The sequence below is a fragment of the Klebsiella sp. BIGb0399 genome, from assembly GCF_003752615.1.
In the GTDB taxonomy this organism is placed as follows: domain Bacteria; phylum Pseudomonadota; class Gammaproteobacteria; order Enterobacterales; family Enterobacteriaceae; genus Klebsiella; species Klebsiella lignicola.
This window is the reverse complement of sequence record NZ_RKHT01000005.1, coordinates 557,434-580,267: the sequence shown is the minus strand read 5'-3', so window position 1 is coordinate 580,267 and position 22,834 is coordinate 557,434. Positions and strand designations below refer to the sequence as shown.

Genomic DNA, 22,834 nt, shown 5'->3' with positions numbered 1-22,834 from the left:
TTTGATAGCTATCAAGATAATGATAAATATGGAAAAATTATTTGCCTATTCACTTAACTGCATAAAATATGCATATCGATGCACGATATGGCGGTACTTTGCCGTGCTTATTTATGCAATCAAAAAACCAAAATTCTAACAAAAATGTAAAATTCGCAACGGCGGTCAAATACCGGTTTATAAAATTGGTGATAAGATTCATTGCACAGAGTTTACTGCTGTATGTATTCCACGGTTTTACACGAAACAAAAAACATTAAGAACAGGACTCTTATGGAAAAGTTATCTTACGCATCTGAAAGTACTACATCTCCATGGACAACCTACCTGCGCCAAATCGACCGCGTCGCACCTTACCTGGGCGATCTCGCCTACTGGGTTGAAACCCTACGCCACCCGAAACGCGCGCTGATCGTCGATATCCCGGTGCAGATGGATGATGGCTCCATCCGCCATTTCGAAGGTTATCGCGTACAGCACAATCTATCGCGTGGACCGGGTAAAGGTGGTGTTCGCTACCATCCAGATGTAGACCTGAATGAAGTGATGGCACTTTCTGCCTGGATGACCATCAAGTGTGCCGCAGTCAATATTCCGTATGGCGGAGCCAAGGGCGGCGTGCGCGTTGACCCGTTCAGCCTGTCCGAAGGCGAACTGGAACGCCTGACCCGCCGTTATACCAGTGAGATCGGTTTGATTATCGGGCCGCAGAAAGATATCCCGGCGCCGGACGTCGGCACCAACGGTAAAGTGATGGCGTGGATGATGGACACCTACTCCATGAATCATGGCACCACTATTACCGGCGTGGTCACCGGCAAGCCGATTCACCTCGGCGGTTCGCTGGGTCGTGAAAAAGCCACCGGTCGCGGCGTCTTTATTAGCGGTCGTGAAGTGGCTGGTCGTTTCGGGATTGAAATCGAAGGCGCGAAAGTGGCCCTGCAGGGCTTCGGTAACGTCGGTAGCGAAGCAGCCCGTCTGTTTGCTGGCGTCGGCGCTCGCATCGTTGTGATCCAGGACCATACCGCCACTCTGTATAACGAAGGCGGCATTGATATGGCGGCCCTGACCGCATGGCAGGCCGAGAAGAAACAGATTGCCGGATTCCCGGGCGCCCGTGAAATCGATAAAGATGATTTCTGGACCACCCAGATGGATATTCTGATCCCTGCCGCCCTGGAAGGCCAGATCACGCGCGAACGTGCCGAGAAGCTGACCTGTAAGCTGGTGCTGGAAGGGGCAAACGGCCCGACCTATCCGGAAGCGGATGATGTGCTGGCCGAGCGCGGCGTGGTCGTGGTGCCGGACGTTATCTGTAACGCCGGCGGCGTGACCGTCAGCTACTTCGAGTGGGTGCAGGACATGGCGAGCTTCTTCTGGAGCGAAGAAGAGATCAACGCCAAAATGGACCGTATCATGACCGATGCGACCATCCACGTGTGCGAAAAAGCGTCTGAGAAAGAGTGTTCTCTGCGCACGGCGGCCTATATCGTGGCCTGTGAACGCATCCTGATGGCGCGTAAAGATCGCGGTATCTATCCGGGTTAAGTTCTTCCGTTGATCAATGCCCGGGCCATGGCCCGGGCTTTTTTTTGCCCGCAGTGGTTGCGTATTCCTCTTGCTAAGCACACGCAGCGTTAACCATTTTTTAGCCTCTCCCTTGAATTTCTCTTTCTATCAGGAATAGAATCATTAGAGCTCTAACTATTTTATAATTACCTGATGTCAAGACACTATGGATAACCGGCAGCTTACCTTTTCCCATCTCCTGTATCTCACGGCCCACCACTGGCGGCTGGCGGTCAATCGTCGCTTAAAAGACCTCGGTATGAGCCAGGCGAGCTGGGTCGCAGTTGCGGCCATTGCCCGCAACGCAGATCCGCTCTCGCAAATTGAGCTTGCCCAGGAGCTTGGCGTAGAAAGCGCCACCGTGGTCCCGCTGGTCAATCGCCTTGTCGAACAGGGGCTGGTCGAGCGCGTCATCACCGAGCGCGATAAACGCAAGCGTCTGCTGGTCGCCACGGAAAAAGGACTTGAGGTCTATCTCCAGGTCAAAGCCGTTGCGGACGCGTTGCGCGAAGAGATCCTCAGCACCCTCACTGCCGAGGAGCGCGAGCAAACCCAGCGGGTGCTGGAAAAACTGCTGCGCGAGGTGGAGAAAAAGTAATGCCACGTCGCAAGAGTAACCCCTATGTGCCTCACGAGTGGGCAGCGCACGAAAAACCCGCCCTGCTCGGTTCGCCGTCAACGCCCATTCACAGCCCCCCAAAACGTGTTGCCTACGGTATTGTCGGGCTGCTGGTCTGCCTGACCGGCGCACTGGGTAATGCGGTGGTCACCGCTAACCTGCAAAACCTGCAGGGTACTTTCGCCGCCTGGTCGACGGAGATAGCCTGGCTGCCAGCCGTTTACGTTATGACTAACGTATCGATCAACCTGCTGCTGGTGAAATTTCGCCAGCAGTTCGGCCTGCGCGCCTTTACTGAAGGCTTCCTGGTGCTGTATGTCCTGGTGACCTTTTTCCACCTTTTCGTTAACGATCTCAGCTCGGCTATCATGGTCCGGGCCGCCCACGGCATGGTGGCAGCGGCGCTTAGCTCGTTGGGTATCTACTATCAGGTTCAGGCCTGGCCCGCCCGCCATCGTCTTAAAGCGCTGACCATTGGCATTACCGGATCGTCACTGGCCATCCCTATTGCTCGCCTGTTCTCCACCGAGCTGCTACAGATCGATGAATGGCGCGGGCTCTACTTTTTTGAGCTGGGGCTGGCACTGATCTCGCTTGCCTGCGTGATCGCCCTGAAGCTGCCGCCCAGCGATCGCCAAAAAGTGTTTGAGAAAAAGGATTTCATCACCTTTATGCTGCTGGCACCCGGCATGGCACTGGTCTGCGCCGTCCTCTCGCTGGGGCGTCTTGACTGGTGGTTTGAAGCCCCGTGGATTGGCTGGTCGTTAGCCGGCGCGGTGGTGCTTATTGTTTCGGCTATCGTCTTTGAGCACAACCGAAGCAACCCGCTGCTTAACACACACTGGCTTTCCAGCGGCAGTATCCTGCGCCTGGGACTGATTATGCTGTTGATCCGTATCGTGCTTGCGGAGCAAAACACCGGGGTTATCGGTTGGCTACAGTATGCAGGCCTGCAAAACGAGCAGATGAACACCCTCGCGTGGTCGATTTTCGCCGGTATTCTCAGTGGGATTGTTGCCAGCTGCCTGACCCTGAATCCGCAGCGGCTCTACTGGCCTATCGCCACCGCGCTGGCGTTTATCATGGTCGCCTCGCTGCTCGACAGCCAGTCCACTATTCTGACCCGTCCGGAGCAGCTGATGTTCAGCCAGTTCTTGCTCGGCTTCGGCAGCGCCTTTTTCCTTGCCCCGGCGATGCTGGCGGGGATCGGCGGCGTCATTGCCGACCCGCGTAACCTGGTGAGTTTTTCGGTGCTGTTTGGCATGAGCCAGAACATCGGCGGACTGCTCGGTTCGGCAATACTCGGGACCTTCCAGACCTGGCGGGAGAAATTTCACTCCAGCCAGTTGGCCGACCAGTTGACCACGCTGAATCCGTTGATTACCGAGCGCCTGCAGCAATATAGCCAACTGTATCAAAACCAGATTGGCGACAGCACCTTGTTGAGCGTACAGGCCAGCACGCTGCTGCAAAATGCCTCGACGCTGCAGGCTAATATTCTTGCCTACAATGATACCTATCTTCTGACCGCGGCGATTTCCGCCGGAACGCTTATTTGGGTGTTCTGGCGGTTGATAAGACTGCGTATTACCGCCCATATCGCGCTGAAACGCGCAACGGGAAGCAAATAACACTGATAATTTTTACTCTGGAGTCGTTATGAGTCAGCAGGATGCGGCCAGGCAACAGGCCAACACCCGCAACAATATCCGCGTAGTATCCATTTTTACCGCCGCCGCCATCGGCCTCATCGGCGTACTTGTGATTTTATACGCCTGGCAGCTGCCGCCGTTTACCCGGCACAGTCAGTTTACCGATAACGCCTATGTTCGCGGGCAAACTACCTTTATCAGCCCTCAGGTCAGTGGCTATGTGACGGCTGTGAACGTGCAGGATTTTGATTACGTTAAGCCGGGACAGGTACTGTTCCAGATTGATGATCGGATCTACAAACAGCGCGTTCATCAGGCGCAGGCGACGCTGGCGATGAAAGAGGCGGCGTTAAACAACAACCTTCAGCAACGCAAAAGTGCCGAGGCGGTCATTCAGCGCAATGAAGCCGCGCTGCAAAATGCCCGTGCGCAGAACCAGAAAAACCAGGCGGACTTAAAGCGCGTTCAGGATTTGACCGCCGACGGATCGTTATCCATTCGCGAACGCGATTCCGCCAGGGCCAGCGCGGCGCAGGGTACCGCCGATATCGAACAGGCAAAGGCGACGCTGGAGATGTCACGCCAGGATCGGCAATCGACTATCGTTAACCGCGATGCGCTGGAGGCCGATGTTGCCAGCGCTCATGCCGCGCTGGAGCTGGCGGAGATCGACCTGAACAACACCCGGATCGTCGCGCCCACCGCCGGCCAGCTCGGACAGATTTCAGTACGCCTCGGTGCCTACGTCAGTTCCGGCACCCACTTAACCTCGCTGGTGCCGCCGCAGCACTGGGTGATTGCGAATATGAAAGAGACTCAACTGGCGCAAATTCGTATCGGCCAGGCCGCGACCTTTAGCGTTGATGCGCTAAACGGCGAAACGTTCAACGGCACCGTCCAGAGCATCTCCCCGGCGACCGGGGTTGAGTTCAGCGCGATTTCCCCGGATAACGCCACCGGTAACTTCGTCAAAATCGCACAGCGAATTCCGGTGCGTATCGCCGTGAATGAGGGGCAGAAGAACAGCACCCGGCTGCGTCCTGGGATGTCGGTGCAGGTCACTATTGATACTCGTGAGGGAGCGCAGCCATGATTCGCCCGCTTACCCTCGCGCTGACGCTCGCTCTGCTCGGCTGTCAATCAGCGGACGTTCAGCGTGCCGAGCCGTCATTACAGATCCCGGCCGCCTGGCGCGCTGATATCGGGCCAGCCAGTACGGTTGAAGGTGTATGGTGGCGCAACTTTCACGACAGCCAACTTAACCACTATGTTGATCAGGCGCTGCGCTACAACAGCGATGTCCTGATCGCCCGCGAACGGGTCAACGAGTATCAGGCCCGGGCCTATGCCGCCGACAGCACGCTGTTTCCGTCGCTGGATGCCGGACTGACCGGCACTCGCGCGCGGGCGCAGTCTGCGGCAACCGGCCTGCCCATACACAGTACGGTCTATAAAGGTGGATTAACCGCCAGCTATGATGTGGATCTCTGGGGAGCTAACCGCAGCGCCGCCAGCGCCGCACAGGCGAGCCTGGAGGCGCAAAAAGCCGCCGCTGCGGCCGCCGATCTCACCGTCGCCACCTCGGTGGCCGTGGGATATCTGACCCTGCTATCGCTGGACGATCAGCTGCAGGTGACGCAGCAGACGCTGAAATCGCGTGAAGATGCCTACAAGCTGGCCAAACGCCAGTTTGAGACCGGCTATACGTCGCGGCTGGAATTAATGCAGGCCGACTCGGAACTGCGTTCGACACGCTCGCAGATCCCGCCGCTACAGCATCAGATTGCGCAACAGGAGAATGCCCTGAGCGTGCTGATCGGTAGTAACCCCGGCAACATTAAGCGGCAAGCGTTCGCCCAACTGACACCCCTCGTCCTGCCATCGCAGCTGCCGTCTACGCTACTGAACCGTCGACCGGATATCGTCCAGGCCCAGCGGCAACTGATTGCCGCCGATGCGACGCTCGCCTCATCACAGGCGCAGTTGCTGCCGTCGCTCAATTTGACCGCCACCGGGAGCCTGCAGGACCGGACGTTGCCAGACCTGCTCGATAACCCGCTCCGGCTCTGGAGCGTCGGCGGCAGTATTCTCGCCCCGCTGCTCAACCGACAGGCGCTGAATGCTCAGGTTGATGTGTCGATGGCGCAGCGCAACCAGGCGCTGTACGGTTATGAGAAAACGGTGCGCGGTGCATTTCGGGAAGTAAATGACAGCCTTGATGCCATCACCCGCTATGGCGAGCAGTTAACCGAATTACTCAGCCAGCAGGAGGTTGCGCAGGAAACGCTACGTATTGCGCAGAACCGCTACCGCAACGGCTACTCCTCATATCTTGACGTACTGGATGCCCAGCGGACGCTGTTCGCCACGCAGATTAGCGTTGTGCAGGTGAAGAACAACCTGCTGTTGACGCAGGTGGATTTGTACCGGGCACTGGGAGGTGGCTGGTCTGACTCATCAGGGACGTAACGCAGGAAATCGTTTATGCAACAAAAATGGTCTGCTGTAGATAGCTATCTTGTTAATGCGTTAATTCCTGACGACCCGGTGCTCGCTCAGGTGCTGGAAAACAACCAACGCGCCGGACTGCCCGCGTTCGACGTTGCCGCCAACCAGGGTCAATTTCTGGCGCTGTTGATCCGTATGGTACGTGCCCGCCGGGTCCTGGAAATTGGCACGCTCGGCGGTTACAGCACCATCTGGATGGCCCGCGAGCTGCCTGAAGATGGCACTTTGCTGACGCTGGAGGCCGATCCACATCATGCCGCGGTGGCGCGGGAAAACCTCCGCCTGGCAGGCGTGGCCGACCGGGTCACGCTGCGGGAAGGTCCGGCGCTGCAAACCCTGGAATCCCTCGGCGACTGTCCTGCGTTCGATGTGATTTTTATCGATGCGGATAAACCCAGTAACCCCGATTATCTGCGCTGGGCCCTGCGCTATTCCCGGCCGGGAACGCTGATTATCGGCGATAACGTGGTGCGTGATGGTGAGGTGGTGAACCCCCACAGCGACGACGATCGCGTGCAGGGGGTACGGCGTTTTATCGAGATGATGGCCAGCGACCCGCGCCTGACGGTCACGGCGCTGCAAACCGTTGGCAGCAAAGGCTGGGACGGCTTCACCCTGGCGTGGGTGAACGCTCGGTAACCTTGCCCCGGAGGCGGTGCTTCGCACCTGTCCGGGCTACAGGCCAATGCAGCACCCGTAGCCCGGTCAGCGCAGCTCCACCGGGGGAAGTGCGCAGGTTTCGGGCATCGCTTACGCGACAATCTGCTCCATCGCCTGCAGCACCCGCTTATCGGAAATCGGATACGGCGTACCGAGCTGCTGGGCGAAGAAGCTGACGCGCAGCTCCTCGATCATCCAGCGGATCTCCTGCACATCCTCATCGCCACGACGCCCCGGCGGCAGCTTATTCAGCCACTGCTGCCAGGCCTGCTGGACACTCTCCACTTTCAGCATCTGCGCCCGGTCGCGGTGCGGATCAATCGCCATTTTCTCCAGCCGTTTTTCAATAGCCTGGAGATAACGCAGGGTATCAGCGAGCCGGCGGAAACCGTTGCCGGTGACGAAGCCGCGATACACCAGCCCGCTCATCTGCGCTTTAACATCCGACAGCCCCAGCGCCATGCTCATATCCACGCGCCCTTTCAGGCGTTTATTGATGTTGAACACCGCGGTCAGGATCTGCTCGACCTGTTTGGCAATCTCCACCACCGTGTCGTTCAGCTCGGCGCGCACTTTGTCGTGCAGTTTCGCGAATTCTTCTTCGCTCCACACCGGGCCGCCCGCTTCGTCGATAAGCTTATCCACGCCGCAGGAGATACAGTCATCAATCAGATCCAACACTTTACCGTAAGGGTTAAAGTAGAGCCCCAGCTTGGCTTTGTTCGGCAGCTTCTCGTGCAGGTACTTGATCGGAGAAGGAATATTCAACAGCAGCAGTCGTCGCAGCCCCTGCCACATCGCCTGCTGCTGCTCCAGCGGATTATCAAACAGCTTGATCGCGACACTGTCACGTTCATCCACCAGCGCCGGCCAGGCCTTCACCTTATAGTTGCCGCGTTTCTGCTCATAGCTTTCCGGCAGTTGCCCGAAGCTCCAGATATGCAGCCCGCTCTGCTCGATACCGTCATCGGCAACCGCCGACAGCGTCTCCTGCACCTTGCCTTTCAGCGAGGCTTTTAACTCCGCCAGCGAACTGCCTTCGGCCAGCTTCTTATTCTTGTCGTCCACCACCCGGAAGGTGATTTTCAGGTGATCGGGCACCTGATCCCAGTGCCAGGCCTCGCGGTCGATGGTTACGCCGCTCATCCGCCGCAGCTCGCGCTCCAGCGAATCCAGCAACGGCAGCTCCAGCGGCGTCACGCGGCCTAAAAATGCCTCGGCGTAGTTCGGCGCCGGCACAAAGTTGCGGCGCACCGGCTTCGGCAGCGACTTAATCAGCGCGATGATCAGCTCCCGGCGCAGGCCCGGGATCTGCCACTCGAACCCGGCTTCTTCCACCTGGTTCAGCAGCGGCAGCGGAATATGCACCGTCACCCCATCGGCGTCGGCGCCCGGTTCAAACTGATAGCTCAACCGCAGCTTCAGGTTGCCCTGATGCCAGAAGTTCGGGTAGTCCAGCTTGCTGACCTGCTCCGCGCCCTCTTTGATCAACATACTCTTTTCAAAGTTGAGCAGGTCCGGGGTCTCGCGGCTGGCCTGTTTCCACCACTTATCGAAGTGGCGCGCCGAGATCACCTCATGGCTGATGCGCTGGTCGTAGAACTCAAACATCGTGTCGTCATCGACGAGAATGTCGCGGCGGCGCGATTTGTGCTCCAGCTCTTCGATTTCCGTGCGCAGCTTGAGGTTGTCGCGGAAGAAGGCATGCCGGGTCTGCCAGTCACCTTCCACCAGCGCGTGGCGGATGAACAGCTCGCGGCACAGCGCCGGGTCAATCTGGCTGTAGTTCACTTTACGGGCGGCGACGATTGGCAAGCCATAAACCGTCACTTTCTCCGTAGCCATGACCGCGCCCTGCGCCCGCTCCCAGTGCGGCTCACTGTAGGAACGTTTGATCAGATGCTGCGCCACCGGCTCGACCCATTCCGGGTCGATACGTGCGGCAATGCGTCCCCACAGACGGCTGGTTTCCACCAGCTCGGCGACCATCGTCCACTTCGGCGGTTTCTTGAATAAACCGGAACCCGGGAAGATCGAGAAACGTGCATTGCGCGCCCCGGTAAACTCCTGCTTGTCGGTATCTTTCATACCGATATGCGACAGCAGCCCGGTCAGCAGCGCGGTATGGATCTCGCGATACTCCGCCGGTTCACTGTTAATCGGCAGCCCGAGTTCTTTCACCACCTGACGCAGCTGGGTGTAGATGTCCTGCCACTCGCGTACCCGCAAATAGTTGAGGAAATCGGTGCGGCACTGGCGGCGGAACTGGTTCGAAGACAGCGTTTTTTGCTGCTCGCCGAGGTAGTTCCACAGGTTCACAAATGCCAGGAAGTCCGACTCTTTATCGTGGAAGCGGCGGTGTTTCTCGTCGGAAGCCTGCTGTTTGTCCATCGGACGTTCACGCGGGTCCTGAATCGACAGCGCCGAGGTGATAATCATCGCTTCGCGCACGCAACCCTGTTTTTGCGCTTCCAGCACCATTCTTGCCAGACGCGGATCCACCGGGAGCTGGCTCAGCTGGCGGCCCATCGGCGTCAGCTTGTAGGCGGTTTGCTGTTCATCGGTAGTGATGGCACCGAGTTCTTCCAGCAGCCGCACGCCGTCCTGAATATTGCGCTTGTCCGGCGCTTCGACAAACGGAAACGCGGCGATGTCGCCCAGCCCTAGGGCGGTCATCTGCAAAATGACCGACGCCAGGTTGGTGCGCAGAATTTCCGGGTCGGTGAATTCCGGCCGTGACAGGAAATCATCTTCGGAATAGAGACGAATACAGATCCCTTCCGACACGCGGCCGCAGCGGCCTTTACGCTGGTTGGCGGAGGCCTGAGACACCGGCTCAATCGGCAGGCGCTGGACTTTGGTACGGAAGCTGTAGCGGCTGATACGCGCGGTACCGGGGTCGATAACGTACTTGATGCCCGGCACGGTCAGCGAGGTTTCGGCGACGTTGGTCGCCAGCACGATGCGCCGCCCACTATGGGACTGGAAGACGCGGTTTTGCTCGCTGTTCGACAGCCGCGCATACAGCGGCAGCACTTCGGTATGACGCAGATTGAGCTTATTGAGCGCGTCGGCGGTGTCGCGAATTTCGCGCTCGCCGCTCATAAAGATCAGAATATCGCCCGGGCTTTCACGACCCAGCTCATCCACCGCGTCAAAAATCGCCTGCAGCTGGTCGCGGTCGGTATCGTCCGCCTCTTCGACAATCGGCCGGTAGCGCACTTCCACCGGATAGGTCCGCCCGGAGACTTCGATAATCGGCGCATTGTTAAAGTGGCGCGAGAAGCGTTCCGGGTCGATGGTCGCCGAGGTGATGATCACTTTCAGATCCGGGCGACGCGGCAGCAGCTCTCGCAGGTAGCCGAGCAGGAAGTCGATATTGAGGCTGCGTTCGTGCGCTTCATCGATAATGATGGTGTCGTACTGCATCAGCATCCGGTCCTGCTGGATTTCCGCCAGCAGAATACCGTCGGTCATCAGCTTCACCATCGTGTTGTCGCTGACGTGATCGCTAAAGCGGACTTTATAGCCGATGCAGCCGCCCGGCTCGCTTTGCAGCTCTTCGGCAATACGGTTGGCGACGGTACGCGCCGCCAGACGACGCGGCTGGGTATGGCCAATCAGCCCTTTTACCCCGCGCCCCAGCTCCATGCAGATTTTCGGCAACTGGGTGGTTTTACCGGAACCGGTCTCCCCGGCGACGATCACCACCTGATGGTCGCGAACCGCCTGCAGGATCTCCTGTTTTTTCTGGCTGACCGGCAGGTTTTCCGGGTAGGTAATCGCCGGACGCGACGCTTCGCGCAGCAGGACTCTCCCTGCGGCTTGTTCAATCTCTTGCGCCATCTCCTGAAGAATGGCCTGTTGGGATTCAGGATTTTTAACCTTTTTCACGCCGTGCAGGCGACGGGAGAAGCGTGATCTGTCACGCAGCATCAGGCCATCAAGCTGCTGGAATAGCTGAGAGAAGGTGAACTTTTGTTGTTCTGTCATAGCGTTATCGGGCAGTGCACTGCCGGGCAAAATCTCTTTTGATGTATTGCTGTATATTACCACATCTGTAATTCCCATGCCTTGTTCAAAAAAACTGAATACAGGGTTCGATTTATTGCGCTTTCTCTGTGGCATGATTGTGAATAAAGTGTCAGCAAGCACCAGGGCATTGACCCGTCAATCTCATATAAGGAAACACCCATGAGCAAAGTACTCGTTCTGAAATCCAGTATTCTGGCAGGCTACTCGCAATCCGGTCAGCTGTCCGACTATTTTGTTGAACAATGGCGTGAACAGCACGCTGATGACGTTATCACCGTGCGTGACCTGGCAGCGAACCCAATCCCGGTACTGGATGGCGAACTGGTTGGCGCGCTGCGTCCGAGCGACACCCCGCTGACCCCGCGTCAGCAGGAAGCGCTGACGCTGTCTGACGAGCTGATTGCTGAACTGCAGGCAAATGACGTGTTCGTCATTGCCGCCCCGATGTACAACTTCAACATCCCGACGCAGCTGAAAAACTACTTTGACCTGGTGGCGCGCGCTGGCGTGACCTTCCGCTACACCGAAAAAGGGCCGGAAGGTCTGGTGACTGGTAAACGTGCAGTGGTTCTGACCAGCCGCGGCGGCATCCATAAAGATACCCCGACCGATCTGGTGACCCCGTATCTGTCTACCTTCCTCGGCTTCATCGGTATCACCGACGTGAACTTTGTCTTCGCAGAAGGCATCGCGTACGGTCCGGACGTGGCAGCGAAAGCCCAGTCCGACGCCAAAGCAGCAATCGACAGCGTCGTTGCCGCATAAGACTTCGCTCCCACCGCCCGGTGGGAGTTTTTTTTATCCCCTCTCACCATCAGTTTGCGCGCCGTCTTCTAAAATCAGCACCCAATCCAACACCTTTTTCTCCCTGCTTATACGCTAGCCTCTCTCGTCTGACCCCCGTGTTTCAGGAAGATATCAGACAGCTGGCAGCCAACGTTGCGATGGCTGAACATCAGGAACAGGTACTATGTACACATCGAGGTGTACATGGTACCTTAACAGGAGGTTACCCGTGTGCCATGCGATTGAATTTATCGAAACGCCACTGTTTACCCGACAGATAAAACAGCTTGCTACTGACGATGAGCTTCGAGCGCTGCAGAAAGAACTTATTGGTAATCCGGATGCCGGGGATATTATCCAGAATACAGGTGGTCTACGGAAAATCAGGATGGCGACAGGCTCTCAGGGGAAAAGTGGCAGCACGAGGGTTATTTATTTCCTCGCAACCGCTGAGATTATCTATCTGGTGTTGGCTTACCCGAAAAGCACCAAAGATGACCTGACCAATGCTGAAAAAGCACAGCTCAAAAAACTAGCAAAACGACTGAAAAATGAGGTGTGATATGAGTTTTTTTGATGAGCTTCAAACGTCTCTTAAAGAAGCCGTTGATATCAAAAATGGCGATACAGCCCCGGCCCGCGTGACTCGCTATGAGATTGCTGACGTGAAAGCCATTCGAGCGCAGCTCAATGTTTCGCAGGCGGAAATGGCAAAAGCGCTGGGAACCAGCGTGGATACTATCAAAAGCTGGGAATCCCGACGTCGTAACCCGACAGGCCTGGCGGCAAAAGTGCTGGCGGTTATTCAGGCTAACCCGGCATTCTTTCGCGAACTGGCGGAGCATTAAGCCCCAGCAGATGCAGATTGCCCGGTGAGGTGCAGAAATCCCGGCTGGCGCGTTGCTTAGCCGGGCTACAGGGCGATATGACGAGACGGGCTTAGTGCATTAACTCTGCGATTTTGGCCGCAGGTTATCGTCAAATTCCAGCCGCTTGCGGTCTGGCTCCGCCTGTTTTAACGGCTCCACCTGATGCATTGTCTGCTGGCAGCGTTCCACCAGCACCTGATACTCCCGGGTTCCCTGCTTTTTCCACGCGATTTCCTGCTCGCTCAGGGTACGAATGGCTTTGGCCGGGCTGCCGACTATCAGATGGTTCGCCGGCATTTCCGCGCGGGCTTTGACAAACGCCGACGCGCCGACAATGCTGTTTTCGCCGATCGTCGCCCCGTCGATAATCACCGCGCTCATACCGACCAGCGCGTTGCGGCCAATCACGCAGCCGTGAAGAATCGCCCCGTGACCGATATGCCCGTCCTCTTCGACGATCGTATCCTGACCGGGGAAGCCGTGCATCACGCAGTTATCCTGAATGTTGGCGCCATCTTTCACCACGATACGGCCAAAATCACCGCGCAGGCTGGCATTCGGACCGATGTAAACCCCTTTACCGAGGATCACATCGCCAATCAGAACCGCCGTGGGATGGACATAGCTCTCATCCGGTACGACAGGGGTCATACCGTCAATCTGATAAATCGGCATTGAGCCTCCTTAGGCGCCTGGCAAACCGCCAAAACGCTGAAAATAGAGCGGTCCCGGCGCGGGCAGTTCCCCCACCGAGCTTTCGCCTTTTTCGCCGACGAAGGTCAGCGCTCCCGGCGCGACCCGCTGATAAATATTGATACACAGCTGACGGGCGGTTTGCCCGGCCCAGTGGGCAGGCAGCAGCTCTTCCGGCAGCAGCGGATCTTTCAGCACCACCCGGCGATAGAAATGAATGAGCAACAGTTGGATCTGGAAACAGCGCGCCGGCGTCAGCTCTTCGGCATCGGCTTCACGCAGCAGCGGCAACAGCGGACGGAACAGCGCAATAAAGGTCTCATACATCGCGTTTTGTTCAGTTAAGTGCCAGCACTCTTCGACCCGGGCGCGCAGCGCCGCCTGGGAGAGCGCCAGCGGTGAATGGGCCTCAAAGCAGATCACATTCTCCGCCACGCCGGCTTCGTGCAACAGCGACTGTACATCGGCCATTTTTTGCGATGGTGACGCCAGCAGGCTCGGCGCCAGTGCGCCAAAACCTTGCCACAGCAGCTGTTTTTTAACTTCCGCCAGCTGGGTTTTCTCCAGCCCTTCCGACAGCAACAACAGCCAGGTGCCGTCCCATTCCGGGGCGCTGGCGCGATAAATTTTATGCTCCGCCCGGCGCGTCAGGCGCAGTCCTTTGTCGCTCAGCCGGTAGAAGCTACGGCGGCCGATGCGCACCACGTCCAGCCACTCCTCTTTGTTCAGGCGAAACAATGCGGTACGCACAAAGCGTTCGCCAAAACCCAGCCCCTCCAGCAACGTCGCCAGGCTTCCCAGCCACACTTCGCCCCCGCGTTGCAGCAGCGAATCCCCGTACAGCGAGGCAATCAGCGAGGTTCCGCTAATCGGCATCGCCGTCACCGCCTGTTGAATAAAGGTGTCGAGTTTACTCATCTGATTCATTCTGTTGTTGTTTTTGTCCTTTTCGAATCATAGCACAGGAAATCCCGGAGGCGGTGCTGCGCACCTGTCCGGGCTACCGACCTGCTGGCGGCTGTAAATATTCCACCTTCCCCGGAGGCGGTGCTCCGCACCTGTCCGGGCTACCGTGAATCCGTAGCCCGGTCAGCGAAGCGCCACCGGGAACAACGCGGCAAGCCGGGGTAAAACATTAACCGTTGGCGGCAACCTTACGCAGATCGAATACGCGGCAGGCTTTGCCTTCTGAGCGCGGAATGCTGCCGCAGTTGACGATGCTGATGTCGGTCGAGATCCCCACCATCGACTTAATACGATGACGCAGATGATGGCAGATCTGGCAGCGCTGCTCGTGGCTCAGCGATAAGCTGCTCTCTTTTAGCTCAACGCGCACCGAAAGCGAATCAAGATGACCACGACGATTGACCTCCAGCTGGTAATGCGGCGACAGATGCTCCACTTTGAGGATCTCTTCTTCCAGCTGCGACGGGAAGACGTTGACCCCGCGGATAATCAGCATATCGTCGCTGCGACCGCTGATGCGATCCATCCGGCGCATGGTGCGCGCGGTCCCCGGCAGCAGACGGGTCAGGTCGCGGGTGCGGTAGCGGATCACCGGCAGCGCCTCTTTGGTCAGAGTGGTAAACAGCAGCTCGCCGTGTTGCCCGTCCGCCAGCGGCGTGCCGTCGTCCGGGTTCACCACTTCCGGGAAGAAATGATCTTCCCAGATAGTCGGGCCATCGGCGGTTTCCAGACACTCCATCGCCACTCCCGGCCCCATCACTTCCGACAGGCCGTAGATATCCAGCGCGGAGATCCCCAGACGACGCTCGATCTCCGCCCGCATTGCCAGCGTCCACGGCTCGGCGCCGAACACGCCCACCCGCAGGGAGCAGCCGCTGGCGTCGCCGCCCATCTGGCGCTCGAGTTCTTCAATCAGATTGAGGCAGTAAGACGGCGTCACCATGATCATATCTGGCTTAAAATCACGGATCAGCTGGGCCTGTTTCTCTGTCTGGCCGCCGGACATCGGGATCACCGTCGCCCCCAGACGTTCCGCGCCGTAGTGCGCCCCGAGGCCGCCGGTGAACAGGCCGTAGCCGTAGGCAACATGAATTTTATCTTTTGCCGTCCCGCCTGCGGCACGCAGGGAACGGGCAACAATATTGGCCCAGGTGTCGATGTCATTTTGCGTGTAGCCCACCACCGTCGGTTTACCGGTGGTACCCGAGGAGGCGTGGATGCGCACAATCTGCTCCATCGGCACCGCAAAGGTATCAAACGGATAGTTATCGCGCAGATCCTGTTTGGTGGTGCACGGGAACTTGCTCAGGTCGCTCAGTTCATGAAAATCGTCGGGATGCACGCCCGCCGCATCAAATTTACGGCGGTACATTGGCACATTTTCATAGGCGTGTTTCAGCGTCCACTTCAGACGCTGGGTCTGCAGAGCCTGTAATTCGTCACGAGAAGCAGTTTCAATCGGATCTAATTTTGTAGTAGTTATCATTTTAGGGTACTCGCAGGTAAATTAGCTCACACTCGCTCGAGGATCATGGCAATGCCCTGACCCACGCCAATACACATCGTACACAGCGCATAGCGCCCGTTGCGACGCTGCAACTCCAGAGTGGCGCTCAGCGCCAGCCGCGCACCGCTCATGCCCAACGGATGGCCTAAGGCGATGGCGCCACCGTTGGGGTTAACATGCGGGGCATCATCCGCCACGCCCAGTTGCCTGAGCACGCCCAACGCCTGGGCCGCAAAAGCTTCGTTCAGTTCGATGACGTCCATATCGTTGATGTTCAGACCCGCGCGCTCCAGCACTTTACGTACCGCAGGTACCGGCCCAAGACCCATGTACTTCGGCTCAACGCCTGCGGTCGCCATCGCCACAATGCGCGCCCGCGGGGTTAACCCCTGGGCCTCGGCCTGCTGCTGGCTGGCGATGATCAGCGCCGCCGCGCCGTCGTTCACCCCGGAGGCGTTACCGGCGGTCACCACCCCGCCTTTACGGAAAGGCGTCTTGAGCTGCGACAGTTGCTCCAGGGTGGTCTCCGCGCGCGGGTGCTCGTCGTCGCGCACCGCGCTCACCATTCCCTTCTTGCCGATAATCTGCACCGGGACGATCTCCTGCGCCAGGATCCCCGCCCGCTGCGCTTTCGCCGTCAGCTGCTGGCTGCGCAGGGCAAAGGCATCCTGATCGGCCCGGCTTATATTTAACAATTCAGCTACATTCTCTGCTGTTTCCGGCATGCTGTCAGTGCCAAATTGTTGCTGCATGAGTGGGTTCACAAAACGCCAGCCAATGGTGGTATCAAACAGTTCAGCCTGACGCTGGAACGGCGTGCTGGCTTTGCCCATCACAAACGGCGCCCGCGACATCGACTCGACTCCGCCGGCGACCATCAGGTCGGCATCGCCGGCTTTGATGGCCCGTGCGGCAAAGCCAATCGCATCAAGGCCGGAGCCGCACAGCCGGTTGATGGTGGTCCCGGAGACCGACGTCGGGTATCCCGCCAGCAAGGTCGCCATATGCGCGACATTGCGGTTATCTTCCCCGGCCTGGTTAGCACAGCCGAAAATCACGTCATCGATGCACGACGGATCCAGCCCCGGGTTACGGCTCAGCAACTCACGCAGCGGGATGGCGGCTAAGTCGTCGGCGCGCACGCTGGCGAGCGCCCCGCCGTAGCGGCCAATCGGGGTACGAATCCCATCACAGATAAAGGCGTCACGCATCAGACTTCTCCCGTGATTGTGCCGCCGATGCGGTGCGATTTGCCGCGAAACAGGGCCACAATCTTTTGTTGTTGGTTAACGATTTCAATGTCGTAGACGCCGGTCAGTTTCCCCTGCTGCTTGACCCTTGCGGTAGCGACCAGACGGTCGCCGGCGAAGGCCGGGCGCAGGAAATCGATGCTGGCCGCTGACGCGACCGCCGCCAGCCCCTGGCTGTTGCAGGCGTAGGCGAAGGCGGTATCGGCCAGCGAGAACAGCTGCCCGCCGTGGCAGGTCTGATGCCCGTTGAGCATCGCTGGCGAGACGGTCATGCTCATCTGCGCGTAGCCGTCATCCATCTCTATAATCTCGATGCCAAGGGTTCTGGCACAGCTGTCGTGTTCGTACATCGCGCGCGCATTGCGCCAGGCCTCATTGCTCATGAGCACTCTCCAGCGCCTTCTGGCGCAGCAAGGAACAAGGGCGATAACGCTCTTCGCCATAATGCTGTTGCAGGTTCTCCAGCAGGCGCAGTACGCGCGGCCAGCCTAGTGTCTGACCCCACGCCAGCGGGCCATGCGGGTAGTTGACCCCGAGGCGCATTGCGGTATCGATATCTGCCGCACTGGCGACTCCTTTCTGTACCGCGTCCAGCGCTTCATTGACCAGCATGGCGACGGTGCGCCAGACCAGCAGGCCGGGATAGTCGGCAATCTGCAGCACGCTCTTGCCCTGCTGCTGGAAATAGCGCACCGCTTTGTCGGTAGCCGATGACGGGTTGGTGGCCGCCGCGGCCAGCACCACCGTCTCGCCGGCACAGTAGTCGTACACCACCACCGGGCAGCCATGCTGCACGCTCAGGGCCTGAGCGGTCGCACCGGTGGTTTCCACCAGCCGCAGGTCGTCAAGCTCAATTCGCACTTCACCAGTGACACCGTCACCTTTAGTGCGTATTGCCTGCGCCCCGGATGCGGCGGGTACGGCGGCCAGCGCCACGTCTGACTGGGGTTCAACGGGCCAGCGAAAAACGCCCTGCCCGCTCTTTTTACCCAGCCGTCCGGCCAGCGCCAGCTCCTGCTGAAGCAGTGACGGCAGATAGCGCCGATCCTGCCAGAATGCGTTAAACACCGAGCAGGTCACGGCAAAGTTGACGTCCTGACCAATCAGGTCAGTCAGGGCCAGCGGCCCCATCGGAAAACCGCCGCCGTCGCGCAGCGCCGCGTCAATGACCGTGGCGCTCGCCACCTGCTCTTCCAGCGCCCGCCACGCCTCGGCGTAGAACGGACGCGCCACCCGGTTGACGATAAAGCCCGGCGTTGATCGGCAGCGTACCGGCTGTTTGCCCCAGGCGCTGACGCACTGGCACAGTTGTTCAACCACTTCCGGCGAGGTGGCCAGCCCGCTGACCACTTCCACCAGTTTCATCACCGGTGCCGGGTTAAAGAAATGCAGTCCGGCCACGCGCTCAGGATGTTTCACATCGGCGGCAATGGCGGTAATTGAGATCGACGAAGTGTTGCTGGTTAGCAGCGTCGACGGGGAGCAGATCTCCGCCAGCTGGCTGAACAGCGCTTTTTTGACGTCCGGGCGTTCCGACGCGGCTTCGATCACCAGCCAGGCGTCAGACAACGCCGTTAAGGACGTCACCGGTACAATCCGCGCGGTCAACGCCTCTGCCTGATCCGCCGCCAGCTTGCCGCGTGCCACCCGGGATGCCAGGCGCTGGCGAATACCGTCAACGGCGCGGGTCAGCGCTTCGGCGGCGATATCGTAGAGCAGAACCTGATGCCCGGCGGCGGCGGCCACTTCCGCAATACCTGCCCCCATCGTGCCGCCGCCAATCACGGCGACGGTGTGCTGTGCGTTTCCCATAATTTATTTCCCGCTGAACTGTGGTGGACGTTTAGCGAGGAAGGCGCTAACCCCTTCGCGGTAATCGTCGCTGCGTCCCGCCAGGCGCTGATAATCGCGTTCAAGATCCAGCTGTGCATCAAGACCTTGCGTTTCCGATGCCAGCAGCGCTTTCTTGATAAGCCCGAGGCCAAAGGTGGGCTGCGTCGCCAGATGGCGCGCCAGCTGACGGCTGGTGTCCGCCAGTTCGGCGTCCTCCACCAGCTGCCAGATCATCCCCCATTGCTCGGCCTGTTCGGCGCTGAGCTTTTCGCCCAGCAGCGCCAGCCCCATTGCCCGTGCGCGCCCGGCCACCCGCGGCAGGAACCAGCTACCGCCGCAGTCGGGCACCAGCCCCAGTTTGCTGAAGGCCATCACAAAGTTGGCCGAGCGGGCGGCGAGCACCAGATCGCAACCCAGCGCCAGCGTCGCCCCGGCCCCGGCCGCAACCCCGTTCACGGCGGCAATCACCGGCTTCGGCAGCGCCGCCAGACGGCGCACCAGCGGGTTATAGAAACGCTCAACGGAGAGACCGAGATCCGGCGCCGGCCCGCTGGGGTCGACGTTGCGGTCATTGAGATCCTGACCGGCGCAAAAACCGCGTCCGGCGCCGGTAATCAACAGGCAGCGCACGGCGTCGTCGCGCTCGGCCTGAGTCAGACAGGCCGCCAGTTGCTGATGCATCAGGTCGTTAAAACTATTCAGACGATCCGGGCGGTTAAGGGTAATCGTCATCACACCCTGTTCAACTTCGCTGAGAATAAATGCGTCCACGATTAGCGTCCTTTAAATTCCGGGGTTCGTTTTTGTAAGAAGGCGGCGATCCCTTCGCGGCGGTCGTCAGTGGCGCTCAGCAGCGTAAACAGCTGGCGCTCCTGCTGAAGTCCGGCCTGAAGGCTCACTTCCTGAGCCTGACGCAGCGCCTGTTTGGCGGCACGCAGCGCCAGCGGCGCATGCTTCGCCATTGTCGCTGCCAGCGTCAGGGCGTATTCGTCGGTTAACTGCGCCGGCGTGATGTCGCTCACCAGACCGGCCTGCTGCGCCCGTTGGGCATCGATACTTTCGCCGCTCAGCACCATGCGGTTAGCCAGCGCTTTGCCGACGCTGCGGATCAGCCGCTGGGTGCCACCGGCTCCCGGCATCAGCCCGAGGGTGATTTCCGGCAGGCCGAAACGGGCGTTATCTCCCGCCACTACCACATCGCACAGCAGCGCCAGTTCGCAGCCCGCGCCGAGGGCATAGCCGTTAACGGCGGCAATCAGCGGTTTCGGGAAAGCGTCGATGCGCGCCCACAGACGAGGGCGAATATCGTCCAGCGTGGCGGGGAGATCTTTCTCCGCCATTTCGTTAAGATCGGCGCCCGCAGCAAAGAAACGCGTGTTGCCGCTGATTACGCAGGCGTTGATCTGCGGATCAACGGCCGCCGCGTCCAGCGCATCGGCAATCTGGGTAAGCAGCGCATTATTCAGGGCATTACGCGCCTGCGGACGGTTAAGGGTCAGGTGCAACACCTGCTTGTGGCGGGCTATCAGCAGATCGCTCATGCCATTCCCCTCGCGTCAAAATCGACCACCACATCGCCGCTGGTCGGCAGCGCCTGGCAGCTCAGGACATACCCGGCCGCCAGTTCGTCGGCTTCAAGGCTGTAGTTCGCCGCCATCGCCACTTCACCGCGCAGCACTTTGCATTTGCAGGTAGCGCAGACGCCGCCTTTGCAGGCGAAGGGTAAATCCGCCCCCTGGCGCAGCGCCGCATCGAGAATGCTGTCATCATCCGCCCCGAGGGAAATCAACCGGTCGCGGCCGTCCTGACGAATCGTCACCGTGCGGCCTTCGGCCTGCACGCCGGTAGCACGCTTAACGCTGCTCCCCGGCGTGTTAAAGCGTTCGAGGTGGATGTGGCCATCCGCCATTCCCAGCGCGCGCAGCGCGGCTTCCGCCTCGTCCATCATCACCGCCGGACCGCAGATAAACGCCTCGTCGAAGCGGCTGAAGTCGAGCAGTTTTGCCGAGAGCGCGTGCAGCTTGTCGCCGTCGATTCGCCCCTGCAGCAGGTCGCTGTCCATCGACTCCTGGCTGAACAGATGCACCACCTGCAGCCGCTGCGGATAACGGTCTTTCAGGTCCGCCAGCGCCTGGCGAAACATCATGCTGCTACTGCTGCGGTTGCCGTAGATCAGAGTGAAGCGGCTGTGCGCTTCGGTGGCGAGGGTAGCGGCAATAATCGCCATCATCGGCGTAATCCCGGAACCGGCGGCAATCGCCAGGTAGTCGGCTTCGCGCCCGGCCTGCGGCTGGTAGCCGAAGTGTCCCTGCGGCACCATCACCTCCAGCGCCATCCCCTGGCAGATATCGCGCTGCGCATACCGGGAGAATCGTCCGCCGTCGATGGCTTTGACCGCCACGCTGATTTCCGCCGGCGAGCGGCTGCGGCAGATGGAGTAGCAACGTCTGAGCTCTTCCCCGCCGAGGCGGGTTTTGACCGTCAGATGCTGGCCCGGTCGGAAGGCATACGCGGCCTGCAGCGCGTCGGGGATCGCGAAGGTAATGGTCACCGCATCGCGGGTTTCCGGCTCCACTTTCGCCACGGTAAGCGAATGAAACGTCGTCATGGCAACCTCAAATACATTTAAAGTAATCAAAGGGTTCACGGCAGCTGTCGCAGCGGTAGAGCGCTTTGCAGGCCGTTGAACCGAATTCACTGATCGGCGTGGTGTGGACGCTGCCGCAACGGGGGCAAACCACCTCGCCCGGCAGCCCGGCATGGCAGGCGTGTCCCTGCGGCGGGCTGATGCCGTACTGGCGCAGACGCTCGCGAGCGTCCTGATTCATCCAGTCGGTGGTCCACGGCGGATCCAGTTGCAGGACGATATGCACCGGGGTGTAGCCGTGGCGGGTCATCGCCGCGCGGATCTCCCCCAGCAGATGCTCGGTCGCCGGGCAGCCTGAGTAGGTCGGCGTAAAGCCGATAACCCAACCTTCCCCCTGCGGCGTGACGTTGCGCACCATGCCGAGATCGGTAATGGTCAGCACCGGTACTTCCGGGTCGGGGATCTCACTGAGCAACGCCCAAATCGCATGGACCTCGGCGGGAGCAATATCGGCAAGACGTTGCATAGTCACCTCCAGTTACCACTGCTGACCGGGATACGCGCGCTGCAGATACTGCATTTCTGCCAGCAGCGGCCCGAGATGTTCGCTGTGCAACCCCTGTTTGCCGCCGTGACGAAACGCGGCTTCCTGCGGGATCTGCAGCCCGGCTTCGAGCAGCGCGGTGTGGATCGTGCTTTGCCACTCTTCCTGCAGGTCGCGCGGGTCAACGGCAATGCCTTGTTCAACCAGCGCCAGCTCTAAGTCATCGGCATGGAACAGTTCGCCGGTAAAGCGCCACAGGTCATCCACCGCCTGCTGCATTTTCTGCGCCGATACCGCCGTGCCGTTGCCCAGACGCTCCAGCCAGCCGCGGCTAAAGCGCAGGTGATAGCGCACCTCTTTCAGCCCTTTGGCGGCAATGGCGGCCAGTTGCGCATCGCGGCTCGCCGTCAGACGGCTGAACAGCGCCACGTGCCAGGCATCGATAAAGCACTGGCGGGCAATGGTGTCGGCGAAGTTACCGTTGGGTTGCTCCACCAGCAGCAGATTGCGGTACTGCCGTTCATCGCGACCGAAGGCCAGGGTGTCTTCGTCACCGCTGCCCGCCAGCTCTGCCGCGTAGCTGAGGAAATTGCGGGACTGGCCAAGCAGGTCGAGGCCGATATTGGCCAGCGCCAGGTCGATTTCCAGCTCCGGCGCATGGCCGCACCAGGCGCCTAAGCGCTGGGCCAGCACCAGGCCGTTATCGCCGAGACGCAGGGCATAAGTTGCAACGGGATTCAGGTTATTCATCGTTGC

21 protein-coding genes are annotated in these 22,834 nt (G+C 59.5%); 9 read left to right on the top strand and 12 right to left on the bottom strand.

What is annotated here, in order from left to right; all coding sequences use genetic code 11:
- Nucleotides 1–273: 273 nt before the first annotated feature.
- The 6 genes from EDF82_RS03060 (at nucleotide 274) to EDF82_RS03035 (ending at nucleotide 6,987) form a co-directional block, all read left to right on the top strand.
- Nucleotides 274–1,548 carry a Glu/Leu/Phe/Val dehydrogenase gene (locus EDF82_RS03060; protein ID WP_123754130.1) on the top strand — a complete coding sequence of 425 codons (1,275 nt, stop codon included), beginning with the start codon at nucleotides 274–276 and terminating at the stop codon, nucleotides 1,546–1,548.
- A gap of 187 nt (nucleotides 1,549–1,735) precedes the next feature.
- Nucleotides 1,736–2,167: a MarR family winged helix-turn-helix transcriptional regulator gene (locus EDF82_RS03055; protein ID WP_123754129.1), complete on the top strand. Its 432-nt coding sequence runs from the start codon at nucleotides 1,736–1,738 to the stop codon at nucleotides 2,165–2,167.
- Entirely contained in the window at nucleotides 2,167–3,819 is a 1,653-nt protein-coding gene (locus EDF82_RS03050; protein ID WP_123754128.1) for an MFS transporter, read from the top strand. The genes EDF82_RS03055 and EDF82_RS03050 overlap by 1 nt, the downstream gene beginning before the upstream one ends.
- 28 nt (nucleotides 3,820–3,847) lie before the next feature.
- A complete protein-coding gene (locus EDF82_RS03045; RefSeq protein ID WP_123754127.1) occupies nucleotides 3,848–4,933 on the top strand; it encodes an HlyD family secretion protein in 1,086 nt (361 codons plus the stop codon).
- Nucleotides 4,930–6,309 carry an efflux transporter outer membrane subunit gene (locus EDF82_RS03040; RefSeq protein ID WP_123754126.1) on the top strand — a complete coding sequence of 460 codons (1,380 nt, stop codon included), beginning with the start codon at nucleotides 4,930–4,932 and terminating at the stop codon, nucleotides 6,307–6,309. The genes EDF82_RS03045 and EDF82_RS03040 overlap by 4 nt, the downstream gene beginning before the upstream one ends.
- Nucleotides 6,310–6,324: 15 nt before the next feature.
- Nucleotides 6,325–6,987 (top strand): O-methyltransferase, encoded by a 663-nt coding sequence (locus EDF82_RS03035; protein ID WP_123754125.1) that lies wholly within the window; start codon nucleotides 6,325–6,327, stop codon nucleotides 6,985–6,987.
- Between the two features lie 111 nt (nucleotides 6,988–7,098).
- Here the strand turns inward: EDF82_RS03035 and hrpA are convergent, their stop codons facing one another.
- Entirely contained in the window at nucleotides 7,099–11,001 is a 3,903-nt protein-coding gene (hrpA, locus tag EDF82_RS03030) for an ATP-dependent RNA helicase HrpA (protein WP_123754124.1), read from the bottom strand.
- A 201-nt stretch (nucleotides 11,002–11,202) separates the two neighbouring features.
- Here hrpA and azoR point away from each other — a divergent pair, with 201 nt between their 5' ends.
- The 3 genes from azoR to nadS all read left to right on the top strand — a co-directional run bounded on the left by azoR (nucleotide 11,203) and on the right by nadS (nucleotide 12,677).
- The gene (gene azoR, locus EDF82_RS03025; RefSeq protein ID WP_123754123.1) at nucleotides 11,203–11,808 is read left to right on the top strand and encodes an FMN-dependent NADH-azoreductase; all 606 of its coding nucleotides are present in this window, start codon (nucleotides 11,203–11,205) and stop codon (nucleotides 11,806–11,808) included.
- Nucleotides 11,809–12,058: 250 nt separating this feature from the next.
- The gene (locus tag EDF82_RS03020; protein WP_123754122.1) at nucleotides 12,059–12,391 is read left to right on the top strand and encodes a type II toxin-antitoxin system RelE/ParE family toxin; all 333 of its coding nucleotides are present in this window, start codon (nucleotides 12,059–12,061) and stop codon (nucleotides 12,389–12,391) included.
- Between the two features lies 1 nt (nucleotide 12,392).
- Entirely contained in the window at nucleotides 12,393–12,677 is a 285-nt protein-coding gene (gene nadS / locus EDF82_RS03015) for a NadS family protein (protein ID WP_123754121.1), read from the top strand.
- Nucleotides 12,678–12,776: 99 nt separating this feature from the next.
- Here nadS and paaY read toward each other — a convergent pair whose 3' ends face one another.
- The 11 genes from paaY to paaC all read right to left on the bottom strand — a co-directional run bounded on the left by paaY (nucleotide 12,777) and on the right by paaC (nucleotide 22,828).
- Nucleotides 12,777–13,373, bottom strand: coding sequence for a phenylacetic acid degradation protein PaaY (gene paaY / locus EDF82_RS03010; RefSeq protein WP_123754120.1), 597 nt, complete (start codon nucleotides 13,371–13,373; stop codon nucleotides 12,777–12,779).
- A 9-nt stretch (nucleotides 13,374–13,382) separates the two neighbouring features.
- Nucleotides 13,383–14,309: a phenylacetic acid degradation operon negative regulatory protein PaaX gene (paaX, locus tag EDF82_RS03005; RefSeq protein ID WP_174508843.1), complete on the bottom strand. Its 927-nt coding sequence runs from the start codon at nucleotides 14,307–14,309 to the stop codon at nucleotides 13,383–13,385.
- A gap of 217 nt (nucleotides 14,310–14,526) precedes the next feature.
- The gene (gene paaK, locus EDF82_RS03000) at nucleotides 14,527–15,843 is read right to left on the bottom strand and encodes a phenylacetate--CoA ligase PaaK (protein ID WP_123754118.1); all 1,317 of its coding nucleotides are present in this window, start codon (nucleotides 15,841–15,843) and stop codon (nucleotides 14,527–14,529) included.
- Nucleotides 15,844–15,869: 26 nt separating this feature from the next.
- Nucleotides 15,870–17,075: a 3-oxoadipyl-CoA thiolase gene (gene pcaF / locus EDF82_RS02995; protein WP_123754117.1), complete on the bottom strand. Its 1,206-nt coding sequence runs from the start codon at nucleotides 17,073–17,075 to the stop codon at nucleotides 15,870–15,872.
- Nucleotides 17,075–17,497, bottom strand: a complete 423-nt coding sequence (gene paaI, locus EDF82_RS02990) for a hydroxyphenylacetyl-CoA thioesterase PaaI (protein WP_123754116.1) — start codon at nucleotides 17,495–17,497, stop codon at nucleotides 17,075–17,077. Before paaI ends, pcaF begins: the two co-directional genes overlap by 1 nt.
- Nucleotides 17,487–18,926, bottom strand: coding sequence for a 3-hydroxyacyl-CoA dehydrogenase PaaH (gene paaH / locus EDF82_RS02985; RefSeq protein WP_123754115.1), 1,440 nt, complete (start codon nucleotides 18,924–18,926; stop codon nucleotides 17,487–17,489). Before paaH ends, paaI begins: the two co-directional genes overlap by 11 nt.
- A gap of 3 nt (nucleotides 18,927–18,929) precedes the next feature.
- Nucleotides 18,930–19,718, bottom strand: coding sequence for a 2-(1,2-epoxy-1,2-dihydrophenyl)acetyl-CoA isomerase PaaG (paaG, locus tag EDF82_RS02980; RefSeq protein WP_123754114.1), 789 nt, complete (start codon nucleotides 19,716–19,718; stop codon nucleotides 18,930–18,932).
- A 2-nt stretch (nucleotides 19,719–19,720) separates the two neighbouring features.
- On the bottom strand, nucleotides 19,721–20,488 hold the full coding sequence (gene paaF, locus EDF82_RS02975) for a 2,3-dehydroadipyl-CoA hydratase PaaF (protein ID WP_123754113.1): 768 nt from the start codon (nucleotides 20,486–20,488) through the stop codon (nucleotides 19,721–19,723).
- Nucleotides 20,485–21,555 (bottom strand): 1,2-phenylacetyl-CoA epoxidase subunit PaaE, encoded by a 1,071-nt coding sequence (gene paaE / locus EDF82_RS02970; protein WP_123754112.1) that lies wholly within the window; start codon nucleotides 21,553–21,555, stop codon nucleotides 20,485–20,487. Before paaE ends, paaF begins: the two co-directional genes overlap by 4 nt.
- Before the next feature lie 7 nt (nucleotides 21,556–21,562).
- Entirely contained in the window at nucleotides 21,563–22,060 is a 498-nt protein-coding gene (gene paaD / locus EDF82_RS02965) for a 1,2-phenylacetyl-CoA epoxidase subunit PaaD (RefSeq protein ID WP_123754111.1), read from the bottom strand.
- Nucleotides 22,061–22,072: 12 nt separating this feature from the next.
- Nucleotides 22,073–22,828 carry a 1,2-phenylacetyl-CoA epoxidase subunit PaaC gene (gene paaC, locus EDF82_RS02960; protein WP_123754110.1) on the bottom strand — a complete coding sequence of 252 codons (756 nt, stop codon included), beginning with the start codon at nucleotides 22,826–22,828 and terminating at the stop codon, nucleotides 22,073–22,075.
- Nucleotides 22,829–22,834 lie beyond the last annotated feature (6 nt).